A 22,810-nucleotide genomic window follows, 5' to 3' on the forward strand; every position below is an offset into this window, starting at 1 on the left:
CCACTCTGCGGCCTCCGATGCCAGTTCGCTGTGTTCCCTGAGTTTCAGAATTTCCATAGCGTATCATTCCTCCTCATCTCCGCCCTTTTTAGAACGGCTCTTGTAGACATTGTACTGGTTCTTGCACCGTGGGCTGCAAAAGGCAGCGTTGGATCGGCTGCCCAGGAACACCTTCTGGCAGTGCTTGCACAGGCGCAGGGGCTGGTCACCGTCCACCAGCATGAAGCTGAACATCATCTGGATACCCAGCAGCAGGGAGTGAAAATCCCAGTAAATGGTGGGCTTATCCAGCAGCTCAATGTGGTATGTGGGGGCAATCCCGCCAAATGCGGCCATAGCCTTGCGGTGCAGCCCCCGTTCGTCCTCGCCCATGAAATCATAGTCATTGTAGTAGAAAAAGGCGGTGGTCAGCGTAAAGGCCCAGTCCTTGAACTGTTGAGCAACCCACTCGTAGGGTTCCGCATATTCCCGCTGGAAGCTCATGTTTTTCGCCATCGGCTCGTCCATGAAGGTCATGGTCAGGGCAATCATCGTCCGGTCACCGGACACATTCCACGTGGATTCTATGCCTTTCTTCACCAAGTCCAGCTGGTCAAAAGGATAAAACAGGGACAGGTATTTGTCTGTCGCCATGGATTCTTCCTTAATGAAGTGGTTTTTGGGCAGGTATACCGCCTCATAGTCCATAAAGGACGGCGTGGTGGGCAGGGCGGTCATCAGCCCCAGCAGGCCGTACCGGGTGATAAACTCCATTACCGCCTTTTCCACTTCTGCTTCCGGCTTGCGCCCCATCATCAGCATCCCCACATTCAGCGCATCCAGCACAATGTTGGGGACCTCTTTCAGCGGATTGTAGACATCCGGCTTTGCGCTCTTGCCGGGGGTGATATACCGCTTGCCATCTTCCGCTGTTTTCAGCTCATAGTGATCGTACCGCACCCAATGGGAACGGGACTGTTCAAATAAATTTTTCATCATACACGCCCTTTCTCCTTAATCGTCCCAATTATCAGGGGCGGTTTTTCTTTTTTCTGCGCTTGGTCTTATTCTCCCGCCGGATCACGGCGTCCTTGCCCCGTTTCCTTGCAATTTTCGAGTATTCCTCCAAAAACTGGCGTTCCCGCAAGGTCAAGCTACTGCCATGCTCCTGCTTGCCACACAGATGGTCATACATCTGGCGCTGCAATTTTTTGTGGATGGTCTTTCGCAGCTTGCGGATATTGCGGTCAGACTGCCCACGGACAGCGGCAAGCCGGGTGGTGCTGTACAACCGCAAAGAGAGAAAATACAAAACTTCCTTGTGTTCCTCGCTTAGTTCCTCCACCATGCGGGAAATAAAGGGATCAGCGGTCAGGTTGTGCATCTCATAGGGGCAGTCAAACAGGATGTCCAGAAAGTTCCCGGCCATCAGCTGACGGTATGCGGGGTTGTTCATCCAGCGGGGAATGAGTTTCGGTTCCGGCACCGCCTGATATTCCAGCGGCACATCCCCACGGAAGTTTTCGTGGTCCCGTTCCCGGCGCTCCCGGTTCCGGTCCAGCTTGTTCCATTCCTCCACCACGGCCCGGAAATCCTTTTCGGTGCGTGCGGCTTCCTCCAGCCGCCGTATGGCCTCGGCCCGCAGCTCCCGTTTCAGTCGCTTTTCGCTGACCGGGGCGGCTTCTTCTTCCTCGGTTTCCAGTTCGGCATCATAATCGACGGGATGCTCGTCCTGCTCCAGCTCATTTTCCAGCTCGGCCAGACGTTCTTCCGCAAGCGCCTGTTCCAGCGTTTCTTCCGCCCCTGCGCCTGTCCCATTGTCCCATCCGGTGAAGCCACCCTCGGTATCCAGAAGCTCGTCATCAGACAGATACGCCATGACCCCACCTCTTTTAAAAAAAATATTTTGCGATTTTTCAAAAATGGTTCCGTTTTGCACCCCGGATTTCTCCTATTAGTGAAAGAGTAATCTGAAAACAAGTTACTTAGGTTACATTGGCTCGTTCATGCAGGAGAAAGGGGGCTTTCGCCATGTTCAGGCTTGACACAAAAAAGTAGTAACATAATCACAGGTTACAAGCAACGGAACTATAACAACAGTATACACCGGATGCACTGAAAGCGCAAGAAAGAGAGGTTCTATGGCAGATAAAAACGCCGTGTTTCTGACCCGGCACATTTGTTATGGAACAACCATTTACGCACAGCGGCACCCGCGACCCGGCCCCGAGCCCACGGGAACAGGAGAACGCCGCCCTGGCCCGCCAGGCGGCCGCCGCGGGGATCGTTTTGCTGAAAAACCGCGGTGTGCTGCCGCTGAACCCCGGCGCGCCGGTAGCGCTGTTCGGCGCCGGGGCCGGGCGGACGGTCAAGGGCGGCACCGGTTCCGGCGATGTGAACAACCGGGCCAGCGTCTCGATCTGGCAGGGCCTCAAAGAGGCCGGCGTCCCGCTGACGAGCGAGGACTGGCTGGCCGACTGCGAGGCCCGCTATACCCGCGCGCGGGAAGACTGGCGGGCGCAGGTGCTGGCCGCCGCCAAACAGGTGGACAACCCGTTTGACGCCTACGCGACCCGCCCCTTTGCCCTGCCCGAGGGCCGCACCATCCGGCCGCAGGACCTCAAAGGCGCCAAAGCGGCCCTCTACGTCATCAGCCGCATCGCCGGCGAGGGAAAGGACCGCCGGCTGGAACCCGGCGACTACTACCTCAGCGACGCCGAGCGGGCCGACCTGCAAACGCTGGACGAAAGCGGCCTACCGGTGGTCCTGCTCCTCAACGCCGGCGGCCCGGTGGAACTCGCCGGCCTGCTGGACGGCATGCAGCATCTCGACGCCATTTTGCAGCTTTCCCAGCTCGGGCAGCAGGGCGGGCAGGCCGTGGCCGATGTGCTGCTGGGCCGCGCTGTGCCGGAGGGCAAGCTGACCGCCACCTGGGCCCGCCGGTACGACGACATCCCCTGCGCCCGCGCGTTCGGCAGCCTGAACGGCGATGTCAGCCAGGACACCTACCGCGACGGGGTCTATGTGGGCTACCGCTACTTTGACAGTTTCGGCGTCCGGCCGCTGTTCGCCTTCGGGTTCGGGCTGTCCTACACGACCTTTGCGCTGCGCGCCGCCGGGCTGGATGTCCAGCCGGGCCACCTGGCCGTGCAGGTGGAGGTGGCCAACACTGGCGCCCGCTTTGCCGGGCGGGAGGTTGCGCAGGTCTACCTCAGCGCCCCGCAGGGGGAACTGCCGCGGGAACGGCGGCTGGCCGGCTTTGCCAAGACCCGGCGGCTCGCCCCCGGCGAAACCCAGACCCTGACCCTCGAGATCCCGCAAAAGCAACTGGCGGCCTTCCACCCGGAACAGAACGCCTGGGTGGTGGACGCGGGCCTGTACGGCGTCTGGGTGGGCAACAGCAGCGACGCGCTGCGCCTGTGCGCGCTGCTCGAGGTGGATGCGGCGGTGACGATGGAGCGCACCCATCCGATCTGCCCGCCGCAGCACCCCATTGGGGAACTGGGCGCCGCCCCCGGTGCACAGGACAGGGAAGCCGACCAGTGGCGCCAGAAAGTGGAGTACGACCTGCCGGTGTACAAGTTTGTGCCGGTGGCCCCGGCGGCCCCGGCGCCCGCCGCACCGCTGTTGGCCGAAGGGGATTTGGACAGCCTGGTGCCGCTTTTGTACGGCAACATCACGGCGGGGGCCAGCACGCTGGGCTCGGCGGGGATCCGGGTGCCCGGTTCCGCCGGCGAGACCTCCGAAGCGCTGGAGGCCAGCCGCCAGATCCCCAGCCTGATTATGGCGGACGGCCCCGCCGGGCTGCGGCTGCGCCAGTGCTACCAGGCGGACCGCGCCACCGGCGAGGTCTACGGCGCCGGGGTGCTGGGCTCGCTCGAAAACGGCTTTCTGGAAGCGCCGCCCCGCCACGAGAGCGCCGACACCTACTACCAGTTCTGCACGGCGTTCCCGGTGGGCACCGCCCTGGCCCAGAGTTGGGACCCCGACCTGCTGGCGCAGGTGGGTCGCGCCGTCAGCCGCGAAATGGACGAGTTCCATGTGGATTTGTGGCTGGCCCCCGGCATGAACATCCAGCGCAACCCACTGTGCGGGCGCAACTTCGAGTATTATTCCGAGGATCCGCTGCTCACCGGCACGCTGGCGGCGGCCATCACGGCCGGCGTGCAGGAATCCGGGCGGCACGGGGTGACCCTCAAGCATTTTGCCTGCAACAACCAGGAGGACAACCGTATGGCGGTGGACGCGCGGGTGTCAGAGCGCGCCCTGCGGGAAATTTACCTGCGCGGGTTTGAGATCGCGGTCAAAGCCGCCGCCCCGGCCGCCGTCCTGTCGGCCTACAATTGCATCAACGGGGTGCACGCCGCCAACAACCGGGACCTGTGCACCGTCGTGCTACGGCAGGAATGGGGCTTTGCCGGCCTGGTCATGTCGGACTGGAATACCACCGTGCCGCAGGACGGCTCCACACCCTGGCGGTGCGCCTGGGCCGGCAACGACGTCATCATGCCGGGCAACCCCCACGATGATGCCGACATCCGGGCCGCCCTCGCGGACGGCCGCCTGCCCGAAACCGCTGCCCGCCAGTCCGCCGCCCGCCTGATCGCCCTGGCCAGCGCCCTGCGCGGGGGGTGAGCACCGGACGGCCGTGACTTTGGGAGATTTCTTTCACACGCTGACATTCTTCTGTCTTGTATAGTACGCGGCGCGGGGATTTGTGCACGCCACACAAATCCCCGCGCCGTTTCGGTTTCAGCCCCATCGGCGGATGCGCGCTTTTCTGTGTTGCTTGCAGCGTTGGCGCTGTAAATCCATACCAAATAGAACGCAAACCGGACAGAATCGACAAACCAAATTGACAAAACCGGTGCTACCTTTTACAGTAAGTATAAGAAGCGGACAATTCGCGCCTGCCGCCCCCGGGACGGCCGCTATTTTCATTGCAGAAAGCGAGGGAACCACCCATGAACACACTCCTTCACGGTTTTACCGAAATCCGGCAGGCCCCGCTGCCCGAGCTCGACGCCACCCTACACGAGATGGAACACACGCAGACCGGCGCGCGGCTGGTCTGGCTCGAGCGGGACGAGGAGAATAAAACCTTTGGCATCGCCTTCCCCACCCTGCCAAAAGACGACACCGGCGTCTTTCATATCCTCGAGCACTCGGTGCTCTGCGGGTCGGACCGCTACCCGGTCAAGGAGCCCTTCGTCGAGCTGCTCAAACACTCGATGAACACCTTTTTGAATGCGCTGACCTTCCCGGACAAGACGCTGTACCCCATTTCCAGCCGCAACCCCAAGGACTTTCTGACCCTGATGCGGGTGTATCTCGACGCTGTGTTCCACCCGGCCATCTACCACAACCCCGCCATCTTCCGGCAGGAGGGCTGGCGGTACGAGTTTGACGCCGACGGCCAGCCCCACTACAAAGGCGTCGTGTTCAACGAGATGAAGGGCGCGTTCGCCGATGCGGATGAGCTGGAGACGAACGCCCTCAACCGTGCCCTCTTTCCCGACACGCCCTACCGGTTTGTGTCGGGCGGCGACCCGGCCTGCATTCCAGACCTGACTTACGAACAGTTTTTGGCCGCCCACCGCAAGTTCTATGCGCCCTCCAATGCGCTGATCTTTCTGGACGGCGCCGTGGACCTGGACACCGTGCTGCGGGTGCTGGATGAGGAATATCTGCGCAGTTTTGCGCGCAGCGAGCGCACGGTGTTCCCGCCGCTGCAAGCCCCGGTGGACGGCGGCGTGCAGCGCATCGAGTACGAGGTGGCCAGCGAGGCCGAGGAGCCCGGCCGCACCCGTCTGGGCTACGGCTTTGTGCTGGGCAGCTACGCCGACCGCGAGACGCTGGTGGCCGCCGGGGTGCTGGCCCAGGTGCTGGCCGGCGACAACGAATCCCCGCTGTGCCGGGCAGTTTTGTCCCGCCAGCTGGCCAAGGACCTGATGCTGCGGGTGTATGACAGCGTAGCCCAGCCCTGGCTGCAAATGGAGATCACCGACCTGCACGCCGAGAACGCGGCCGCCGCCGAGCAGGCGGTTCTGGACGAGCTGCGCCGCCTGGCCGAGCAGGGCATCGACCGCGCCAAGCTGGAAGCCGCCCTGGCCCGGCGGGAATTTGAGATGCGGGAGCGGGATTCCGGCCCCTACACGCCGGGCGTGGGCCTGTGTATGCAGACGCTGGAAAGCTGGCTGTACGGCGGCCAGCCGGAAGCCAACTTGCAGGTGGGCGCGCTGTTCGACAGCCTGCGCGCCAAGATGCGCGAGGGCTACTTTGAGGAGCTGCTGCGGCGCATCTTCCTTGAAAACCCGCACAAGGCCAAGGTGGTGCTGACCCCGAGCCACACCGCCGGCGAGGCCCGCCGCCAGGCCGAGGCTGACCGTCTGGCCCGGGAGGCCGCCGCCTGGACCGAAGCCGACCGCACCGCGCTGCAACAAAAGCAGCAGGAGCTGGACGCCTGGCAGCAAACGCCGGACAGCCCCGAAGCGCTGGCCACGCTGCCCAGCCTGACGCTGGCCGACCTGCCCGCCGCCCCCACCGACCTGCCGCTGGAAACGGCCACATGGGCGGGGATTCCGGTGCTGCGGCACCGGGTCAAGACGCGGGGCATTGTCTACGTGACCTTCTACTTGGACGCCGACGGCCTGCGCCCCGAGCAGATGAGCGAGCTCGGCTATCTGTGCCAGTTGCTGGGCCACCTGCCCACCCGGCATTACACGGCAGAACAGCTCAACGACTGCATCCGGCTGACCTGCGGCGAACTGCGATTTTACGCCACCGCCTATGCGATCCCCGGCGAGACCGACCGCTGCCATGTCAAGCTCTGCCTGAGCCTGAGCGCGCTGGAGCCCAAGCTAGACGCAGCGCTGGACCTGGCCGCCGAGGTGCTGACCACCACCGACCTGAGCGCCGAGCCTGCCGCCCGAGACATTCTGCGCCAGCTGCGGACGCAGCGGATGCAGAACTGCATCATGGCCGGGCACAATGTGGGCATTGGCCGGCTGGCGGCGCAGTTCTCGGCTGCCGGCGCGGCGCAGGAATATCTGACCGGGTTTGCGGGCTACCAGTGGGTCAAAGCCCAGGAGGATCATTGGGACTGGGCCGCCCTGCGCCCGGCCTTGCAAAGCCTGCTGGACGCCATCGCCTGCCAGGCCCGGCTGACGCTGGCCGTGACCACCGACCATGACCTGGCCGGGCAGACCGCCGCCCGGCTGGCCGCGGCCCTGCCCGCAGGCGCCGCCGCCCCCGAAGCCACCGCGCTGGCCCCCTGGGGCGCGCGGCGGGAGGGCATCGCCATCCCGGCCGACATCGCTTTTGCCTGCTGCGGCGGCAACGTTCTGGCAGGCGGGCAGCCCTACACCGGCGCCTGGCAGCTGGCATCCAAGCTGCTGGGGCTTGAATACCTGTGGAACGCCGTGCGGGTACAGGGCGGCGCTTACGGCACCGGGCTGGCGGTGCGGGACACCGGCCTGGCGGCCTGCTGGTCCTACCGCGACCCGCGGGGCGTGCAGAGCTTGCAGGCCTATACCCGCTGCGCGGAATTTCTGCGCCAGTTCTGCCGGGAGGGCCGCGATTTGACGGGCCTCATCATCGGCGCAGTGTCGGACAGCGAGCCGCTGCTCTCGCCCCAGGCCCAGGGCACCACCGCCGACACCTGGTACTGGCAGGGCGTGGACTACGCCGAGCGCTGTCGCCGCCGCAAAGCGCTACTGTCCGCCACGCCGGACACGCTGCTGGCCCTGGCCGACGCGCTTGAAACGGCGCTGCAAGGCGGCGTCTGCGTAGTGGGCGGCCGGCCCCAGTTGGAAGCCTGCGGCCTGGACCACATCGAGAGCGTTTGAAAGGCCACTGAGGAGGATACCATGGAGGACAAAATCTACAGCGAATACTGTGCCATCCTGGCCGAGGAATTGCAGCCCGCGATGGGCTGCACCGAGCCCATTGCCGTGGCCTACTGCGCCGCGTTGGCCCGCAAGACGCTGGGCTGCCTGCCGGAGGATGTGCAGGTGTACGCCAGCGCCAACATCATCAAGAACGTCAAGAGCGTTGTCGTGCCCAACACCGGCGGCCAGCGCGGGCTGACCGTCGCCGCCGCCGCGGGCATTGTGGCGGGCGACGCCGACGCCAAATTGCAGGTGCTGGCCGGCATCACGCCGGAGCAGGTGGAAGAGATCGCAGCCTATGAAAAGCGGGGCATCGTCCACGTCCACCCGTCGGACAAAGACTTTATTTTTGACATCCAGGTGCGGGTTTCGAGCGGCGGCCACACCGCCTTTGCCGAGATCGCCGGCTTCCACACCAACGTCATCCGGCTGGAACAGGACGGCGCCGTGCTGCTCGACCGCCCCTACACCGAGGAAGGCCCCAAGCACGCCACCGACCGCAGCCTTTTGACGGTGGAGCGCATCGTCGAGTTTGCGGACGCCGTTAAGATCGCCGACGTGCAGCCGGTGTTGCAGCGGCAGATCGATTGCAACACCGCCATTGCCCGGGAGGGCCTGCAGGGCCAATGGGGCGCAAACATCGGGCGGATTTTGCTGGAATCCTACGGCGACTCCACCCACAATCGGGCCAAGGCCTGGGCCGCCGCCGGGTCGGATGCCCGGATGAACGGCTGCGAGCTGCCGGTGGTCATCAACTCGGGCAGCGGCAACCAGGGGCTGACCGCCTCGCTGCCGGTCATCATTTACGCCCGGGCGCTGGGCTCGGCGCAGGAGGAACTTTACCGGGCGCTGGTGGTTTCAAACCTGGTGACCATTCACCTGAAAACCGGCATCGGCAGCCTGTCCGCCTACTGCGGGGCCACCGCCGCCGGGTGCGGTGCCGGGGCCGGGGTGTGCTACCTGCACGGCGGCCGGTACAAGGAGATCGCCCACACCATCGTCAACGCGGTGGCCATCGACTCGGGCATGATCTGCGACGGCGCCAAGGCCAGCTGCGCGGCCAAGATCGCCTCGGCGGTGGAGGCGGGGTTGCTTGGCTGGAAGATGCAGCAGCACCACAGCCAGTTTTACGGCGGCGACGGCATTGTGGTCAAGGGCGTTGAGAACACCATCCGCAATGTGGGCACCCTGGCCAGCGAGGGAATGCGGGAGACCGACCGCACGATCATCCGGCTGATGACCAGCGGGATGTGCTGAGAGGCAAGCCAGCCAAAGCCTCGCCGCCGGCGCCAAACCCAAACGAATAGCAATAAAAACCGGCCTGCCGGGAGATCGAGAGATGTCCCCGGCAGGCCGGTTTTTCAAAAGTCAATGTTGGCGTATTTTTCTTTCAGCAAGGCGATCAATTCGGGGTATTTGTCCCGGCTGAGCAGGATTTCGCCGTCATAGCCGTCAAACTGGATGGCATAGGTTTTGCTGTTGCCATCCGCCCGGATGAAGGAAACCTTGGACAGGTTGACGATAAAGGACTGGTAACACCGGTAAAAGCCGCACCCCTCCAGCATCTGTTCCAACTGGTTCATCGTGTAGCCCAGCGGGTGGATCTCGGTGCCGGACTGGGTGACGATGCGGTTTTTGCGGTTGCTGCGCTCGACAAACAAAATGTCGATGACCGGCGTGAGCTGGTAGCCGCTGCGCGTTTTGATGAGCAGGCTGCGGTTGGCGGCTTCCCGCTTGGTCTGCTGCAAATCGAACACATAGCGCAGGCGGTTGACCAGCGCCTGCAGCGCCAGCGGGTCGAAGGGCAGCAGCAGGTAGCCGGCGCACTGGCTGCGGTAGGCTTCAAACGCCCACTCTGTGGTGTCGGCGTACATCACGACCTGTATGTCCGGCTGGTTTTGGGCGAGAACCGTGGCCAACCAATCCCCCGTGCTGGTGCGGTTGGGCGGGGCCGGCTGGTGGTTGCAAAATACAACATCCACCTTCTGCTTCTGGAGCAGGGTCACAGCCTCCTCCGAAGTGTCCGCCTCGCCTGCCAGTGTAAACACTTGATACATGCGCAGCAGGTTCCACAGTTGCGCCCTGCGTTTTTGATCGCTTTCGACGAGAAGAGCCCGCATTTTCATCTCTTCACCCCGCTTCTGTTTCACTTTGCCCAAAGGCCATAAACGCATCGGTCAGCGCGTCCACGTCGCCGGTGTAGCCCGTTGTCAGCAGCGCGAACGGGCCGTTGCTGGCCGGGGAGATCAGGCTGCCGCTGTTGAACAGGTCAATGCTGCCCTCAGTTTTCAGGCTTTCATAGGCGGCGTACTCGGCGCTGTCCTTGTCCAGCGCATCCAGGTCCCACCAGTAGAACTCGGCCCCGCTCTCCGAGACGGCCAGCGAGCACAGCCCCATCGCTGGCCAGCGTGAGGCGCTCCCCGCTGATCAGCCCCTTCTCTTCCAAACAGGCAAGAAGGCTGTCCATCGTTTCGTTCCAGACCGGGGCGTCCGGGTCCTCCGCCTGCGCCGCCGGTACGGCGGCGGACGGCGGCACGAAATCCGGCGTGGCGGCCACATACGCAAGGGTGCCGCCAAAACAAAGCACCAGCAGGATCGAGAAGATCACCGTAAACCGTTTCATTTCGCCGCCTCCTCCCCGGGCAGGGCAAAGCCCTGCTTTTTCAGATAGTCCCGATAGGTCGGGCTGGCCGCCAGCAATTCGTCGTGGGTGCCGGTGGCTTCCAGTTCGCCGTGGTTCAGCACAACAATGAGGTCGGCATCCATCACTGTGCGCATATCGTGCGCCACCACAATGATGGTATGGCCCTTGAGTTCCTCGCGCACTGTGCGGAAGATCGCCGCGTCGCTGCGGTGGTCAAGGCTGGCCCCGGCTTCGTCCATCAGCAGGTAGGCGGGGCGGATATACAGGGCCCGCGCAATGGCGATGCGCTGCCGCTGGCCGCCGGACAGCAGCGCCCCCGCCGCGCCCACGTCGGTGTCATAGCCGTTTGGCAACTGGCGGATAAAGCTGTCGGCATCGGCCAGGCGGGCCGCCTGCTCGACCCGGCGCTGGTCGGCCGAGCCGGTTTCGCCGTAGGCGATGTTGTCGCGGACCGACCCGGAGAAGAGCGGGTTATTTTGCAGGATATACCCGAACTGCCGCCGCAGTTCGCAGGGCTTCGACTCGTCCACCGGCGTGCTGCCCAGCCAGATACGGCCGCTGTCCGGCGCATAGATGCCCTGGAGGAGTTTGAGCAGGGTGGATTTGCCCGAGCCGTTGTTGCCGATGATGGCCGTCACCTTGCCATGGGGGATCGTGAAGGACAAATCGTGCAGCACCGGCTGCTGGGGGATGTAGCCGAACGAGACCCGCTCCAGCCGGATATCCTGCGCCGTTTGTTTGTCCGGCAGCGGATCGCCGGCCTGGGGGTCCTCCTCCGGGCCGTCCAGCAGCACGCCCACATACTGCAAAGCGCCCTGGGTGCCCTTGAGGGTCTGGTAGTGGGTCAGCACCTCCGCCGTATACTGGTCCACCCGGCCCTTGTAGGTGGAGAAATCGTTGATGCCGGTCTCGGTCATTTTGCCCTGCCGGATCAAATCCGACCCGCACAACGCGATGACGATGGTGCCGATGGTGTTGTAGAGGGAGTTGGACAGCGTCTGAACCGCCACCATGAAGGCGTAGTAGAGGTCGGCCTTGTACCGCGAATCAATGGCTTTCAGTCCCTCCGTCACTTCCAGGTCCTCCATCGCCTGGGCCTTGACGTGTTTGGCCGCCGAGATATGCTCGGAGAAAAAGGTGGTCATCACGTTCAGGCTGTCGTACCGTCGGAGCATCATCTGGTATTGCAGATGGCCCACCAGCGCGAACACCAGCACCGCGATGGGTAGCAACAGCAGCATATACAGCGAGAGCGTGCCGTCAAAGCGGTACATCTCCCAGCAGCAGCGGAAAAAGCTGTACAGGGACACGATGGTGTTAAATGCCATCTGGACCACCAGGCTGGCCTGGGTGATGTCGTTGACCAGTCCGGAGATCAGGGCGGAGGGCTGGCGGCGCTCCACCTCCCGCATGGGCAGGTGGAGGATCTTGCGCCAGAGCAGTTTGCGCGCCCGCAGTGTGACCAGGGCGCTGCCGTACCCGCCGGTCAGGTTGATGAGCATGCTGAGCAGGGCGTTGAAAACGTTCATCAGCGCATAGCCGATGATGACCCCGTTGTACAGCTCACCCTTGTTGATGCGGATCAGATAGTTGGAGACGGCCAGAACGACCTCGGTGTTGGCAAAGCCCAGAAGCAGCGAGAGCAAAAACAGCCACCACGGGATCGGGAAGCGGGTAAAAAAGGACAGGTACGCCCCAAAGGAGAACTTGGCTTTCTGCTTGTTTTTCATGCGGAGGCCCCTCCTTTCAGGTCCATCATTTCACGGCAGAACGCGCTTTGCTGCAAAACCGTCTGGCGATCGCCCGCCGCGGTGACCGTCCCGTGTTCCAGCACCAGGATCCAGTCGGCGTTTTGCAGCGTCTGGGCGTCGTGGGCCACATACACCACCGTCTTGCCGGCCATCAGGGTGCGGATGCTCTTCCAGACACAGTCCTTGCCGGATATATCCATGGCGGCGGTCGCCTCGTCCAGCAGCAGGATGTCCGACTTCTGCAAAAGTGCCCGCGCTACCGAGAAGCGCTGCCGCTGCCCGCCGGACAGGCTGGCCCCGGCTTCCCCGACCGGCGTGTCGTAGCCTTCCGGCTGCTCCCGCACAAAATCCAGAATGCCCACGGCCTCACAGACCCGGTCCAGTTCCTGGTCGTCCGGCGTACGGTCCAAACCATACAGCAGGTTTTGCCGGATGGTGCCGGAATACATCACGCTCTCCTGCGTCACATACCCAACGGCCTGGCGGAAACTGTGCAGGGAAATACCGGCAATGTCCCGCCCGTCCACGGCGATGGTCCCCTTTGCCAGCGGGTACAGCCGGTCGATCAGGTTCAGCAGCGTTGTCTTGCCGCTGCCGGAAGGGCCCACGATCGCGGTAATTTTTCCGGCAGGGATCTCGGCGTTGAGACCGGTAAACAGCGCTGTGTCCCCGTAGGAGAAGCACACGTCCCGCAGCGAGATGTTCCCCCGGAGCACTTCCGCAGCACAGCCCTCGTCCAACGGCTCCTCCCGCTCGTCCATGATTTGGGACACGCGGTCCACAGATCCCTGCGCGCCCTTGAAATTGGACCAGGAATTGCAGTAGTTGCTGAGGATGTTTGTGAGCTGGATCGCAAACCCGTAGTAGGCGATCCACTGGGTCAGGTCCAGGGCGCCGGCGCTGTAGAAGGCACGGCCCGCCAAGATGATCGCCACGCTTTGCAGCGCGCTGGCGATGGCGTTGATCGGCAGCGCCAGGCCGCGCACCCACAGGTCGGTCACCTCGGCCTGGTAGGAGGCTTTCATCCGTGCTTCGCCGGCGACCGCTTCTTTTTCCTCGGTGCCCATCGACTTGATCAGCAGCATATTGTTGGCCCGCTCCGCGATGGCCGCGGTCAGCTGTGCGTTGCGCCGGTTGATCAGGTCCGCCACGCCAAAGCGCATCCGCCCCAAAACAAAGGAGATCAGGATGTTGACGGGCAGCACGATCACCAGCGCCCACATCAGCCGCTGGTCATAGCTGGAAACGCGCCCCAGCATCAGCAGGCTGGAGTACGCCGTGGTGAACACCGGCAAAAGCACCTGCATGATCAGGGTGCTGATGCTGGTTACATCGGTGGTGATGCGGCTGAGCAGCTCCTTGGGGTTGTTGGCCTCATAGAATTGCAGCGGCAGATGCACGACCTTTTTCCACACCATCCGCCGCAGGTTCCGGTCGATCCGCGCCAGGCACAGGTTGCTTGTCAGGCTGGAAATGGAGCCGATCACCAGCGATAGCAGCGTAAAAAACAGGTAGGGCAGCACGACGGCGAAAAGGCCCACCTGGCCGGCGAACAGCGCGGCGCTGTATTCGGTCGTGCTGACGCTCACATTGGCAATGAGGGCCGATACCGCCAGATACCCCACGATCCAGAGATAAGGCAGCCGCGCCTTGCCCAGCATGGCAAAAAAGCGCCGGAAACTGCCGTACCGCTTGCGGAACAATGCGTTCTGTTCCATTTGTTCCTCCCTTCCCTTTCCGGCAATGCCCCGGAAAGCAAGAGAGACCCGCCGGTTTTGCGGGGAGCGCGGCGCGCCCGGTGGCCGGGGGTGCCGCAGCCGCGCACAAAACTGGCTAGGTCTCCATTGACTTTACTGTCCTGCCTGCGCCCGGTCAAGCGTTCGGGCGGCAGGGGCCGGCGGCGCCGGGTTTGGCTGTGTGAGGGCTGCCGCTTTCATCCTGCACACATCCTTTCCCAGACGACCGGCTTGGTTATTGGCTGTATTTTACCACATTTTTACACGGGAAAACAGCAGCGGTGTCGATTTTGTCCGGTTGCGGGTCTATTCTGCCGCTTTCCGCCGCAGGGCTCAGTCATACATGTACCGGGCGATCACATCCTTGACCTGCTGCGGCTGCATCACGCCCACATGGCTGTGGACCAGCTTGCCGTCCTTGTAAAACTGGACGGTGGGCACCGCTCGGATGCCGTACTGTTCGGCCAGGCCGGGGTTCTCGGTGGTGTTGAGCTTGACGATGTTCAAAAAGGGAATCTCGGCGTCCAAATCCTCGAGAATGCGGGCAAAGAGCTTACAGGGCACGCAGGTGGTGCCGTAAAAATCGACGATCACAAAACCGTCTTGGACAAGGCTTTCAAAGTTTTCGCTGTTGGCCTGTTGAATCATAGGGGTGCCTCCTGTTGTGTTTCATGGGGATGGGTCATTCCGCGTCGGGCAGCGGGTTTTTGTCCCGGTACAGCCGGTCCGCGTGGGCGCGCCAGACCTCCTCGGCATGGGCAGCGTACTGGTTGAATGTATAGGTTTCTTTGGGCATGGCGGCCCGGGCCTCCTCCGCGGTGGTATGCCAGGTGGCGGCGTAGTCCTGCAGGAACGCGGCGTAGCCCGCCTCGGTCACGGCAAAGCCATCGTTTTGGGCGTAATGCTGCCCCAGCAGGCAGCAGCGCAGGCTGTCAAAGCAGGTGTCCTGGGTCATGGCCACCAGTTCGGCGTAGCTCTTGACCGGGATGTTCCCGGCAAACTGCTCGGGGGTCATCTGTTCCAGCACCATGCCGCTCTGCCGGGCGATGGCCCGGCAGCGGTCCAGCTCCCGCTCCACCGCCTGCTTCCAGTCCGCCTTGCAGAGCACAAACGCGGATTCGTCCAGCACCGCCCGCTTGATCCGGGCGGCCAGCGTCCAGGCGGCCTGCGCGGCGGCTTTGTCCCGCTGCTGCGCCAGCAGGTAGCGCCGGTACCCGGCCACCGTGCGCACCCCCGGCAGCTTGCACGCGGCGGCCATCTCGTCGGTCAGCGCGGGCACAACCCGCTTTTGCACGGCCTGCACGGTCAGGGCGACCTCGCCCTCCGGCAAGGTCGCCGTGCGGGTCTCGCCGGCCTGCATGCCGATGGCCAGGGCTTCCAGCGTTGGATTGTACATCCCGCTGCCCGCCACAAAGCGGATGCTGTCTTTTTGAAAGCGCGGCAGCGCAGAGTGCAGCGAGCAGCGGAGCATATCGCCGGCAGCCGCCGTGCCGCCCGGCTCCCAGGTCACATACGGGTTGCGGAGCCGGTCCAGCTCTTTTTGCAGAGCGGCCTGGTCGGGCACAAACGCCGGGATGTCCAGAGCCACTTCATGGTAGTCCTTGGCGGCAACAAGTTTGGATTGCATACGTTTCCTCCTATTTTCCCACCGGCAGGGGGATGCGCGCGGCGGTGAACCCCTGGCCCTGCACTTCCCGGACGGCGGCGATGGTCAAAAATGCGCCGGGGTCGATGCGGCGGATGGCCGCCTTGACGCCGTACAGCTTCTTGTTAGGGATGACGCAGAACACCACGCTGCCCGGCGTCCGCCGCAGGCCGGTGTCTGCGTGGAGCATCGTCACGCCGGCCTGTGCCTCGCAAAGCAGGGCCTGCCGGATCTCCTCGTAGTGGTCGGAGATCACCAGCAGCTGCAGCTGGGCGGCGCCCGCCAGCATGGTCCGGTTCATCACAAAAGTTTCGATGGCCAGGGCCATCACGCTGAACCAAAGGTTGCGCCCGCCAGCCATCCAGAACGCCATGGCCATCACGCCGTAGTCAGCGGCCATTTTGACCCCCGCTACCGGCAGCCGGATGGTTCGGTGCAGGATCATGGCCAGCGAGTCGCTGCCGCCGGTGGAAGCGCCGGCCCGAAGTGTAACCCCCACGCCGGCCCCCACAAAGCAGGCCCCGCACACCAGGGCCGCGAAGCGGTCGGTTTCGAGCAGGGAAAAGGCGGGCAAACGCTGGCACAGCCCCAGAAACACTGGATAGGCCAGCGACCCGGCCGCTGTGTTGATGGCAAACTCCCGCCCGATGCAGGCCCATCCGGCCACCAGCAGGCCCAGGTTCAGCACAAAGACGGACACAGCGGTGTCCAGCCCAAACAGTGTGTGGAGGATCAGCCCTACGCCAGTGGCGCCGCCCACCGCCAGCCCGGCAGGCAGGTAGACCGCTGCCACCCCGTAGGCCAGCAGCGCATTGCCGGCCAGCACGCCCGCCAGCCGCCCCAGGTAGCCCAGCCAGCCGGGTTTCATCGCGGCTCCTCCTGCGGTTGTGCCAAGAAAGCCAGCGCGCTGTGCACCGCCACATTGCCCTCGCCCACTGCCTTGGCGTACTGGTAGGGGCGGCCGGTGCAGTCCCCGGCGGCAAAGCAGCCGGGCAGGTTGGTGCGCTGGGCCCGGTCCACCTGGATATGGCCGTTTTCCATGGCAAGGCCGGATAGGAGCGCCTGCGGGGCCACCGTTTCCCGCAGGCAGAACACGCCCTCCACCGGGAGGGTCGCATCCGCCCAGCGCACCCCGGTCACCCGGTCGTCCCCCTCGATGGTCTGGGGCCGGCCTTTGTGGCAGCCCGGTGTATCGGCCAGGCCGCCCGCGTAGGTGCAGAACAGTTCCACATGGCCCGCCACGCTTTGCAAAAAGCGGACGTCCTCCTCCAGGCTCTGGCTTTCGCACACCACCGCGATGTTCCGCCCGCGGTACAGCTCGCCGTCGCAGGTGGCGCAGCAGCTGACCCCCTTGCCCAGCAGCCGGTTTTCGCCGGGGATCTGCCCGCGTGCCGCCACGCCGGTGGCCAGGATCAGGCAGCGCCCTTCATAGAAATCCGGCCCGGCGCAGACAGCATAGTGCCCGCCCATCTCGTAGACCGCCGCCACCCGTGCTTGCTGGATTGGGATGCCAAGATCATCCACCTGCCGCAGAAAAGCGTCCCGCAGCTCCCGGCCGGTCACCCGGGGCAGGCCGGGGTAATTCAGGATACGCTCTGCCTTTTCGACCTTGTCACTGAGCCGCCGGCTGCCAAACCAGAGGAACGAAAGCCCCCTGGCCCTGGCGGTCAACGCGGCAGATACCCCGGCCGGGCCGGTGCCCACGATCAGCAAATCCCACATGAACGGCGCCTCCTGTCCATCTTTTATTATGCAGTATACAGGGCCCGCTGCCGCAGCTCAAGGGGGATTGTCTATCTCGTCCGAAATCCGGCCTATTTTGCCGGGGCGAGGCTCAGGGGCCGCCAGCGTTTGAACTTTTTCATTTGGCCCTTCGATTTGCCCTTCGGCGCCGGATCTGTATGGCGCATATTTTGTCAAGTCTCCCACCTTTCCTCACAAGCGCCCTGCCCACCAGGCATCGGCCGACATTTTGGACATGCGGGCCGATTTGGAAAAGCTACCGAATTGCTATGGTTATCCAATGGGGCGGGCATATTTTGTCACGGAAAGAAAAAGCCCCCTTGACAAATCGCTTGCCAGGAACACATTTGAGCGATGCTCCCCTTTTCGATATGCAGAACTGCTATGATAAATTTCAAAAAAGAGGAATTGATATGGCATCTATCGTAAAACGAAACAAAAGTTTTGGCGTGGTTTACACCTCATACGAAGGCAAAAAACAGAAGCAGCATTGAGAGACCTATCACTCTTATGAAACGGCGCTTCATCGAAAAGAGCAGGTTGAACTCATACAAAAAAGCGTTAGGAGAGGTTACTAAGCCGTGCTGATAATCTGATGGAACTTCTTAAAGCAGACTTCCCTGTTGTGCATTGTACTTACTGCTGCAATATCATATACTTTGCCATCGACACAGATCGGGGGAATTCACACTCTGGTGGCAGGCTGCATATCATGAAACATCACATAACGAAATGGAGGAAAATCCCATGAACCACGATTCCTGTTTCAGCAACTGCGACCAGACTGACCACGGCCCCAACCCTTATGCAGCCAACATTCCCTGTGCCGCACGTGCAAACGAAAACTACCGAACTGCATTCTGGACCGGTCATCATCTCCAGATGACCCTGATGTGCATCCCTGTGGGCGATGACATCGGCCTTGAGATGCATCCCGATACGGACCAGTGCATCCGAGTGGAGGCAGGCAAAGCCATTGTCAAGATGGGCTCCAACAAATGTCATCTGAACACCACGTACACCCTGCATGTTGGTGACGCTGTCTTTGTGCCCTGCGGCACCTGGCACAACATTTTCAACGATGGCGATTGCTCTCTGAAGCTGTCGTCCATCTATGCGCCCCCTCACCACCCCTGGGGTACTGTCCAACCCAACAAGGAGGACGCCGACTCCTAAAAAAACACCTTTTTGACGGCTTACTGAAACAAAGCGGCACTTCTCAATAACCAATGAGAAGTGCCGCCACAAAACGCCCCAGACTCAGCAGAGCTTTCTGCCGTGTCTGGGGCGTTGTTCGTTTTGGGCGTTCTCCCTGCAGGAGATTGTCCGATTCAAGAACCCTCCGGCTTCTCCACGCAAGGTAAAAAGAAAAGAAACTTTCACTGTCCAACAAGGAACCGGCAAAGCAGCATGCCAGGGCATAACCGCACCCAAGGAAAAAGCAGCTTCACTTTCTGCTTCTTCCCTTGCTTTGTTTCTACCGAAAACAAGGACGAATGTACCACCATACAATCCGTAATGAAAAACGCAGGCGGTTTTGTCTTAAAAAAACCCGAAAATCTTTCTATAATAAGGAACCCTCGATGAACGGAGGGACAAGCCCTTCACGACCATAAGTCTCCCCTTCGAACTTACCGAAAAAATTTGTACGCAGCCATATGCAAAAAAACTGGAAAGAATCCGAAAAAGGGGTTTCATAAGAACCAAACAGCACAAATTCTTATACCCTCAGGAGGATTCGGCATATGAGCCATTCCAAAAACGACTTTCCGATCATGGGCGGAACCGGCCGCCAAGTCACCAAACCATATAGAGGAAGCTACGACGCTTTCTATAAGTTGATCAACCCCAACACCAAAAAGCCATATACCAATGCCGAGCTGGCTGCAGAACTGGAACATCGCCAGCAGGAATATTCTGTCCTCTCCCAGCTGATTACCCCGGATTTGGAGGAAATTCAAAGGAAGGCACGTTCCCATCCCAATGCCGAATTCAAACTCGCACGCCGCGGAAAAAGCCGTAAAAAGGCAGAAGAACTCCTTCACAGGGAAGCCTACCCGATACTGGAACGCATCGCCAAATTGCTTTTTCGCCCCCTCTGGAAAAGTAATTTGAAATGTGGAAACGTGACCGTGCGCGATTACGTCCATTTTGTGGGCGACACCCTTTACGCAGACAAATCTCTCAAAGAAGCTGCATCACTGCGGTCTTGTATCAACAGAATTATATTGCCGATGATCGGCGACATCCAGCTTCATCAGCTGTCGCCCGATCGGCAGAAGGCGATCGTTCAGAGACTCAATAGTCGGCTTAAAAACGATGAGACCATCTCGCTAACTGCAAAAACCCATACACAGGCGGCATACAGACTGTTGTTCCAATCGCTTGTGCAAAACGGATATCCTGCTGCACGCGAAGGAGTGCGACTCTCTGATGAAATCACCCGCATAAAGCGCCAGAACCGTGGGATCATCAACAGCTGCCGTGAAAATCATCTGGACGATACATTCCGCGCCGCTCTCTTTTCCATTCTTGCCCCCGCCGATCGTCTTTATGATCTCTGGCTGGTTGCACTGATCTACACCGGTCTGGCTCCCAACGAAATTCCCGCTCTGTGTTTTGGCGACATCGATCAGCTGGAACTGCGTGATGAAAACTGCTACACCATCACGGTGACCAAACAGATCCGGGACACAAACACTGTTTGCCGTGCAATCAGTGCCGATAATGACGATTTCCCGATTCATCGTTTGCGGCGTGTCGTTTTCCCTCCATGGGTGGCAAACGTTATGCTGAAGTATATTGAGTATCTGCACAGCTCCGGGTATTCCGATGCTCAAATTGCTGACATGCGCCTTTCCGGCACGATTTCGGGCAAAATCGTTGGAGCAAAAGATATCCGTGATCGCATCAACTCGATCATGCAGCAGGCCGGCATCCCCAAAGCGAACATTCCACGCACGAAGAAGAGCGGCAAATCCAGGTTTCAGACCGAAAAGCGGGACATTGAGCTGTTACAGCGGGATGCCAAATACATCGCCAAATGTTGTGGGGCCGATGATGCCATGGTTCACGCTATGTTCGGCCTGCCCGCTACGACGATGGACGAGAAACATTACCTGGACACCCTGTGCGACGATTATGCCGTTACCCGCTATCTCAGACTGCGCCGGTACACACCGTTTTCAGACCAGTCTGTTCCGCAGCGTCGCATTTTCCATATAGAAAACAACACCGATACAGCGCAAACCATCCGCATCAACAGCAACTATGCTATTCTGGCATCATGGAGGTCCACTGATTAATGGAAGATTTTGAACACAACGGCGTATATTTTAAAGCAAACCTGTCGTATCCCTCCTCATACAAAGCAAGTGACACACCATGCCGTATTCGCATTACACCCCGTGATCCGAAAACCGGAAAGGCGATCACAAAACGGCAGCTCCGCGGCAGCGACAGCGACAAACCCGCCGAAACAGCAATTTTCGGCAGGGACATTGAGGATATCCGAAAGAACCTCTTCCCGCCCGTTGCTGACGGTATCATTGCACAGATGCATCTGGCTGGATTTTTTGATTCCGGGCAGGCTTCCACCGCTCCCGCGGTCGATCTGGGAGAATTGGCCCGCACCTACCGGGATGCATTTTTTGCCTTTTCACAGCGCGAAAGAAACTGGACTCCGCTCACGGTCAAGGATTATGGTTATCAATTCGATAAACTGATTCCTCATCTGGATGGTATCAACGCGCTTACAATCAACGATGAGATTTATACCGCTGTTTTCAAAGCCATCTGCGATGCTGCACGCAAAGCGACAAAAGGCAAAAAGGATGATCCGTATCAGGAGGTGCCATCTGCGGCACAGAAGCGTTACGGTTTGCTGAAACAGCTGATCAGTTACCTGATTGAAGAGGATGATATACAGATTGACTGTCTTCCCCCGGACTTCGACGGCAAAACATCCCACCTGTCATCGATTATGTCTCAGGTGGATGGAGTTCGCAGCTTGCCGCCTGACGAGCTGCTCGCATTGTGCAAAAACTCCCCGCTTGCCGATGTGATCAGCATTCTCACCGATACCGGACTTCGAATCGGCGAGTTTACCGGTCTGCTGTTTTGCTCGCTGGGCTATCTGGATGGATCGCAGGGACGGATGTATTATCTGCGTGTTTCCGGCCAGCTGCTGCCAGACGGCAAGCGCACCGAAATGCCCAAAACTCTGCCGTCCTATCGCATCATCCCCTTATGCCCAGAGGTAGGCGAAGCCATGTATCAACGGGCGATGACTTTGAGTGCAATCCATGGAGACCTCTCCCTGCAGCTGCTTTGCGGTCAATCGGAAGGTGACGCCTTCCTCACCGATCCCGCAACGATGCGCATTTATCGGGATCATCTGTCGAACGCTATTACTGACTTGCTGCGCAATGAGGGCATGCTCCAGTCCTTGTACGCTGCCAGACAGTATGTATTCAATATCAAACAGCAAAACGAACACGTATACCGTCGACTGACCGGTCACTCGGAACGACGCAACTTCTGCACCTTCCTTTATTGTCACAGCGGTTTCGATGCTCCGGAAATCCCCAAACTGATGGGACATGCAGACAAAACCCGCAAACAACCGTCCACTTCATACGGGGCGACTCCCAGCGAGATATACCGCATGTGCCTGAGACGATATGTCTCTCAATCCTTGCTGCATTCTGCACAGCCTTTGCGCTACCAGGCGGATAACTTCAAACGCAGCGAAGTGCCTTCCTGCGCCCTGGAATTGACCCTGCCTCCTCACAGCAGTTATGACCTGATTGTTGATGATATGGATCCGGAAAACGAGCTGCATTTCTCCGGCACCCTTACCGTACAGAAGGTGCGTCAGGATGATTTCACGCCTGGTCCCTATCCATACGCCCTTTTGGCGGATCCCGACATGTACATGGTGCGCAGAAAGAGCAAGCTCTTTTCTTGATGGCTGGTTTTTGATTCAGCATTGAATAGGAGCTGCTGATTCCGGAAGTTTCTTATGTTCTTTTTCAGATTCACTGCGGGGTGGTCCGACCAACTGGTCAGGGCCACCCTGCTTTTTTGTGTTCTGGAAATCGTTCGGGACAGAATGCGCCTGCTTTGGGAGGATACGCCCGGGCCATTCTACGACTTTATATCCGGGCGTAGCGCAGTTGGTAGCGCGCCTGCTTTGGGAGCAAGATGGTGCCAGTTCTGTCGCTCGGACCTCCTTTCTTAGGAAAACCACCTTTTTAGGTGTTTTTCTGCGTTTTTATTCTAATTGTTGCATCTATCCAGGCTGCAAATCAAAATTTCAAATGGAAAGGCTGGTCAAAAATAAGGCAGCATATTATCCCCGTCTCAAAGGGTGGCCGCACTGAAGAAACGAATCTACAGACCCTATGCTGAAAGTGCAACCG

The 22,810-nt window shown here is 60.7% G+C and carries 17 protein-coding genes and 1 tRNA gene; 8 read left to right on the plus strand and 10 right to left on the minus strand.

Annotated elements, in window-relative coordinates:
• Positions 1 to 63: 63 nt before the first annotated feature.
• Both B5F28_RS12680 and B5F28_RS12685 read right to left on the minus strand, forming a co-directional pair.
• Complete coding sequence (locus B5F28_RS12680; protein ID WP_087296234.1) at positions 64 to 978, minus strand: DNA gyrase inhibitor YacG; 915 nt, start codon at positions 976 to 978, stop codon at positions 64 to 66.
• A 31-nt stretch (positions 979 to 1,009) separates the two neighbouring features.
• Positions 1,010 to 1,858, minus strand: coding sequence for a hypothetical protein (locus B5F28_RS12685; RefSeq protein WP_087296235.1), 849 nt, complete (start codon positions 1,856 to 1,858; stop codon positions 1,010 to 1,012).
• A gap of 305 nt (positions 1,859 to 2,163) precedes the next feature.
• Here B5F28_RS12685 and B5F28_RS12690 point away from each other — a divergent pair, with 305 nt between their 5' ends.
• The 3 genes from B5F28_RS12690 (at position 2,164) to B5F28_RS12700 (ending at position 9,125) form a co-directional block, all read left to right on the plus strand.
• Positions 2,164 to 4,614: a glycoside hydrolase family 3 protein gene (locus tag B5F28_RS12690; protein WP_087296236.1), complete on the plus strand. Its 2,451-nt coding sequence runs from the start codon at positions 2,164 to 2,166 to the stop codon at positions 4,612 to 4,614.
• A gap of 329 nt (positions 4,615 to 4,943) precedes the next feature.
• Positions 4,944 to 7,826, plus strand: a complete 2,883-nt coding sequence (locus B5F28_RS12695) for an insulinase family protein (RefSeq protein ID WP_087296237.1) — start codon at positions 4,944 to 4,946, stop codon at positions 7,824 to 7,826.
• A 21-nt stretch (positions 7,827 to 7,847) separates the two neighbouring features.
• Entirely contained in the window at positions 7,848 to 9,125 is a 1,278-nt protein-coding gene (locus B5F28_RS12700; RefSeq protein WP_087296238.1) for an L-cysteine desulfidase family protein, read from the plus strand.
• 104 nt (positions 9,126 to 9,229) lie between these two features.
• Here the strand turns inward: B5F28_RS12700 and B5F28_RS12705 are convergent, their stop codons facing one another.
• The 8 genes from B5F28_RS12705 to B5F28_RS12740 form a co-directional block, all read right to left on the minus strand.
• On the minus strand, positions 9,230 to 9,925 hold the full coding sequence (locus tag B5F28_RS12705; protein WP_158097604.1) for a LytR/AlgR family response regulator transcription factor: 696 nt from the start codon (positions 9,923 to 9,925) through the stop codon (positions 9,230 to 9,232).
• A gap of 73 nt (positions 9,926 to 9,998) precedes the next feature.
• Complete coding sequence (locus B5F28_RS12710; RefSeq protein WP_087296240.1) at positions 9,999 to 10,265, minus strand: hypothetical protein; 267 nt, start codon at positions 10,263 to 10,265, stop codon at positions 9,999 to 10,001.
• 222 nt (positions 10,266 to 10,487) lie between these two features.
• Positions 10,488 to 12,242 (minus strand): ABC transporter ATP-binding protein, encoded by a 1,755-nt coding sequence (locus B5F28_RS12715; protein WP_087296241.1) that lies wholly within the window; start codon positions 12,240 to 12,242, stop codon positions 10,488 to 10,490.
• A complete protein-coding gene (locus B5F28_RS12720) occupies positions 12,239 to 13,981 on the minus strand; it encodes an ABC transporter ATP-binding protein (protein ID WP_087296242.1) in 1,743 nt (580 codons plus the stop codon). Before B5F28_RS12720 ends, B5F28_RS12715 begins: the two co-directional genes overlap by 4 nt.
• A gap of 351 nt (positions 13,982 to 14,332) precedes the next feature.
• Entirely contained in the window at positions 14,333 to 14,647 is a 315-nt protein-coding gene (locus tag B5F28_RS12725; RefSeq protein ID WP_087296243.1) for a thioredoxin family protein, read from the minus strand.
• Between the two features lie 34 nt (positions 14,648 to 14,681).
• Positions 14,682 to 15,626: a trigger factor gene (locus tag B5F28_RS12730; RefSeq protein ID WP_087296244.1), complete on the minus strand. Its 945-nt coding sequence runs from the start codon at positions 15,624 to 15,626 to the stop codon at positions 14,682 to 14,684.
• A gap of 10 nt (positions 15,627 to 15,636) precedes the next feature.
• Positions 15,637 to 16,512, minus strand: coding sequence for a YitT family protein (locus B5F28_RS12735; protein ID WP_087296245.1), 876 nt, complete (start codon positions 16,510 to 16,512; stop codon positions 15,637 to 15,639).
• Complete coding sequence (locus B5F28_RS12740) at positions 16,509 to 17,366, minus strand: NAD(P)/FAD-dependent oxidoreductase (protein ID WP_087296246.1); 858 nt, start codon at positions 17,364 to 17,366, stop codon at positions 16,509 to 16,511. Before B5F28_RS12740 ends, B5F28_RS12735 begins: the two co-directional genes overlap by 4 nt.
• A 768-nt stretch (positions 17,367 to 18,134) precedes the next feature.
• On the opposite strand from B5F28_RS12740, the gene B5F28_RS12745 reads away from it, so the two are divergent.
• From B5F28_RS12745 to B5F28_RS15445, 5 genes are all read left to right on the plus strand, one after another.
• Positions 18,135 to 18,563 carry a cupin domain-containing protein gene (locus tag B5F28_RS12745; protein WP_087296247.1) on the plus strand — a complete coding sequence of 143 codons (429 nt, stop codon included), beginning with the start codon at positions 18,135 to 18,137 and terminating at the stop codon, positions 18,561 to 18,563.
• 569 nt (positions 18,564 to 19,132) lie between these two features.
• On the plus strand, positions 19,133 to 20,692 hold the full coding sequence (locus tag B5F28_RS12750) for a site-specific integrase (RefSeq protein ID WP_087296248.1): 1,560 nt from the start codon (positions 19,133 to 19,135) through the stop codon (positions 20,690 to 20,692).
• Positions 20,692 to 22,356, plus strand: a complete 1,665-nt coding sequence (locus tag B5F28_RS12755) for a site-specific integrase (protein WP_087296249.1) — start codon at positions 20,692 to 20,694, stop codon at positions 22,354 to 22,356. Before B5F28_RS12750 ends, B5F28_RS12755 begins: the two co-directional genes overlap by 1 nt.
• A 193-nt stretch (positions 22,357 to 22,549) precedes the next feature.
• Positions 22,550 to 22,616, plus strand: a tRNA-Pro gene (locus B5F28_RS14805).
• 30 nt (positions 22,617 to 22,646) lie between these two features.
• The gene (locus tag B5F28_RS15445) at positions 22,647 to 22,799 is read left to right on the plus strand and encodes an HNH endonuclease (RefSeq protein WP_087296250.1); all 153 of its coding nucleotides are present in this window, start codon (positions 22,647 to 22,649) and stop codon (positions 22,797 to 22,799) included.
• The last annotated feature ends 11 nt before the right edge of the window (positions 22,800 to 22,810 follow it).

This window comes from Gemmiger sp. An194 (assembly GCF_002160145.1).
Lineage (GTDB): Bacteria > Bacillota > Clostridia > Oscillospirales > Ruminococcaceae > Allofournierella.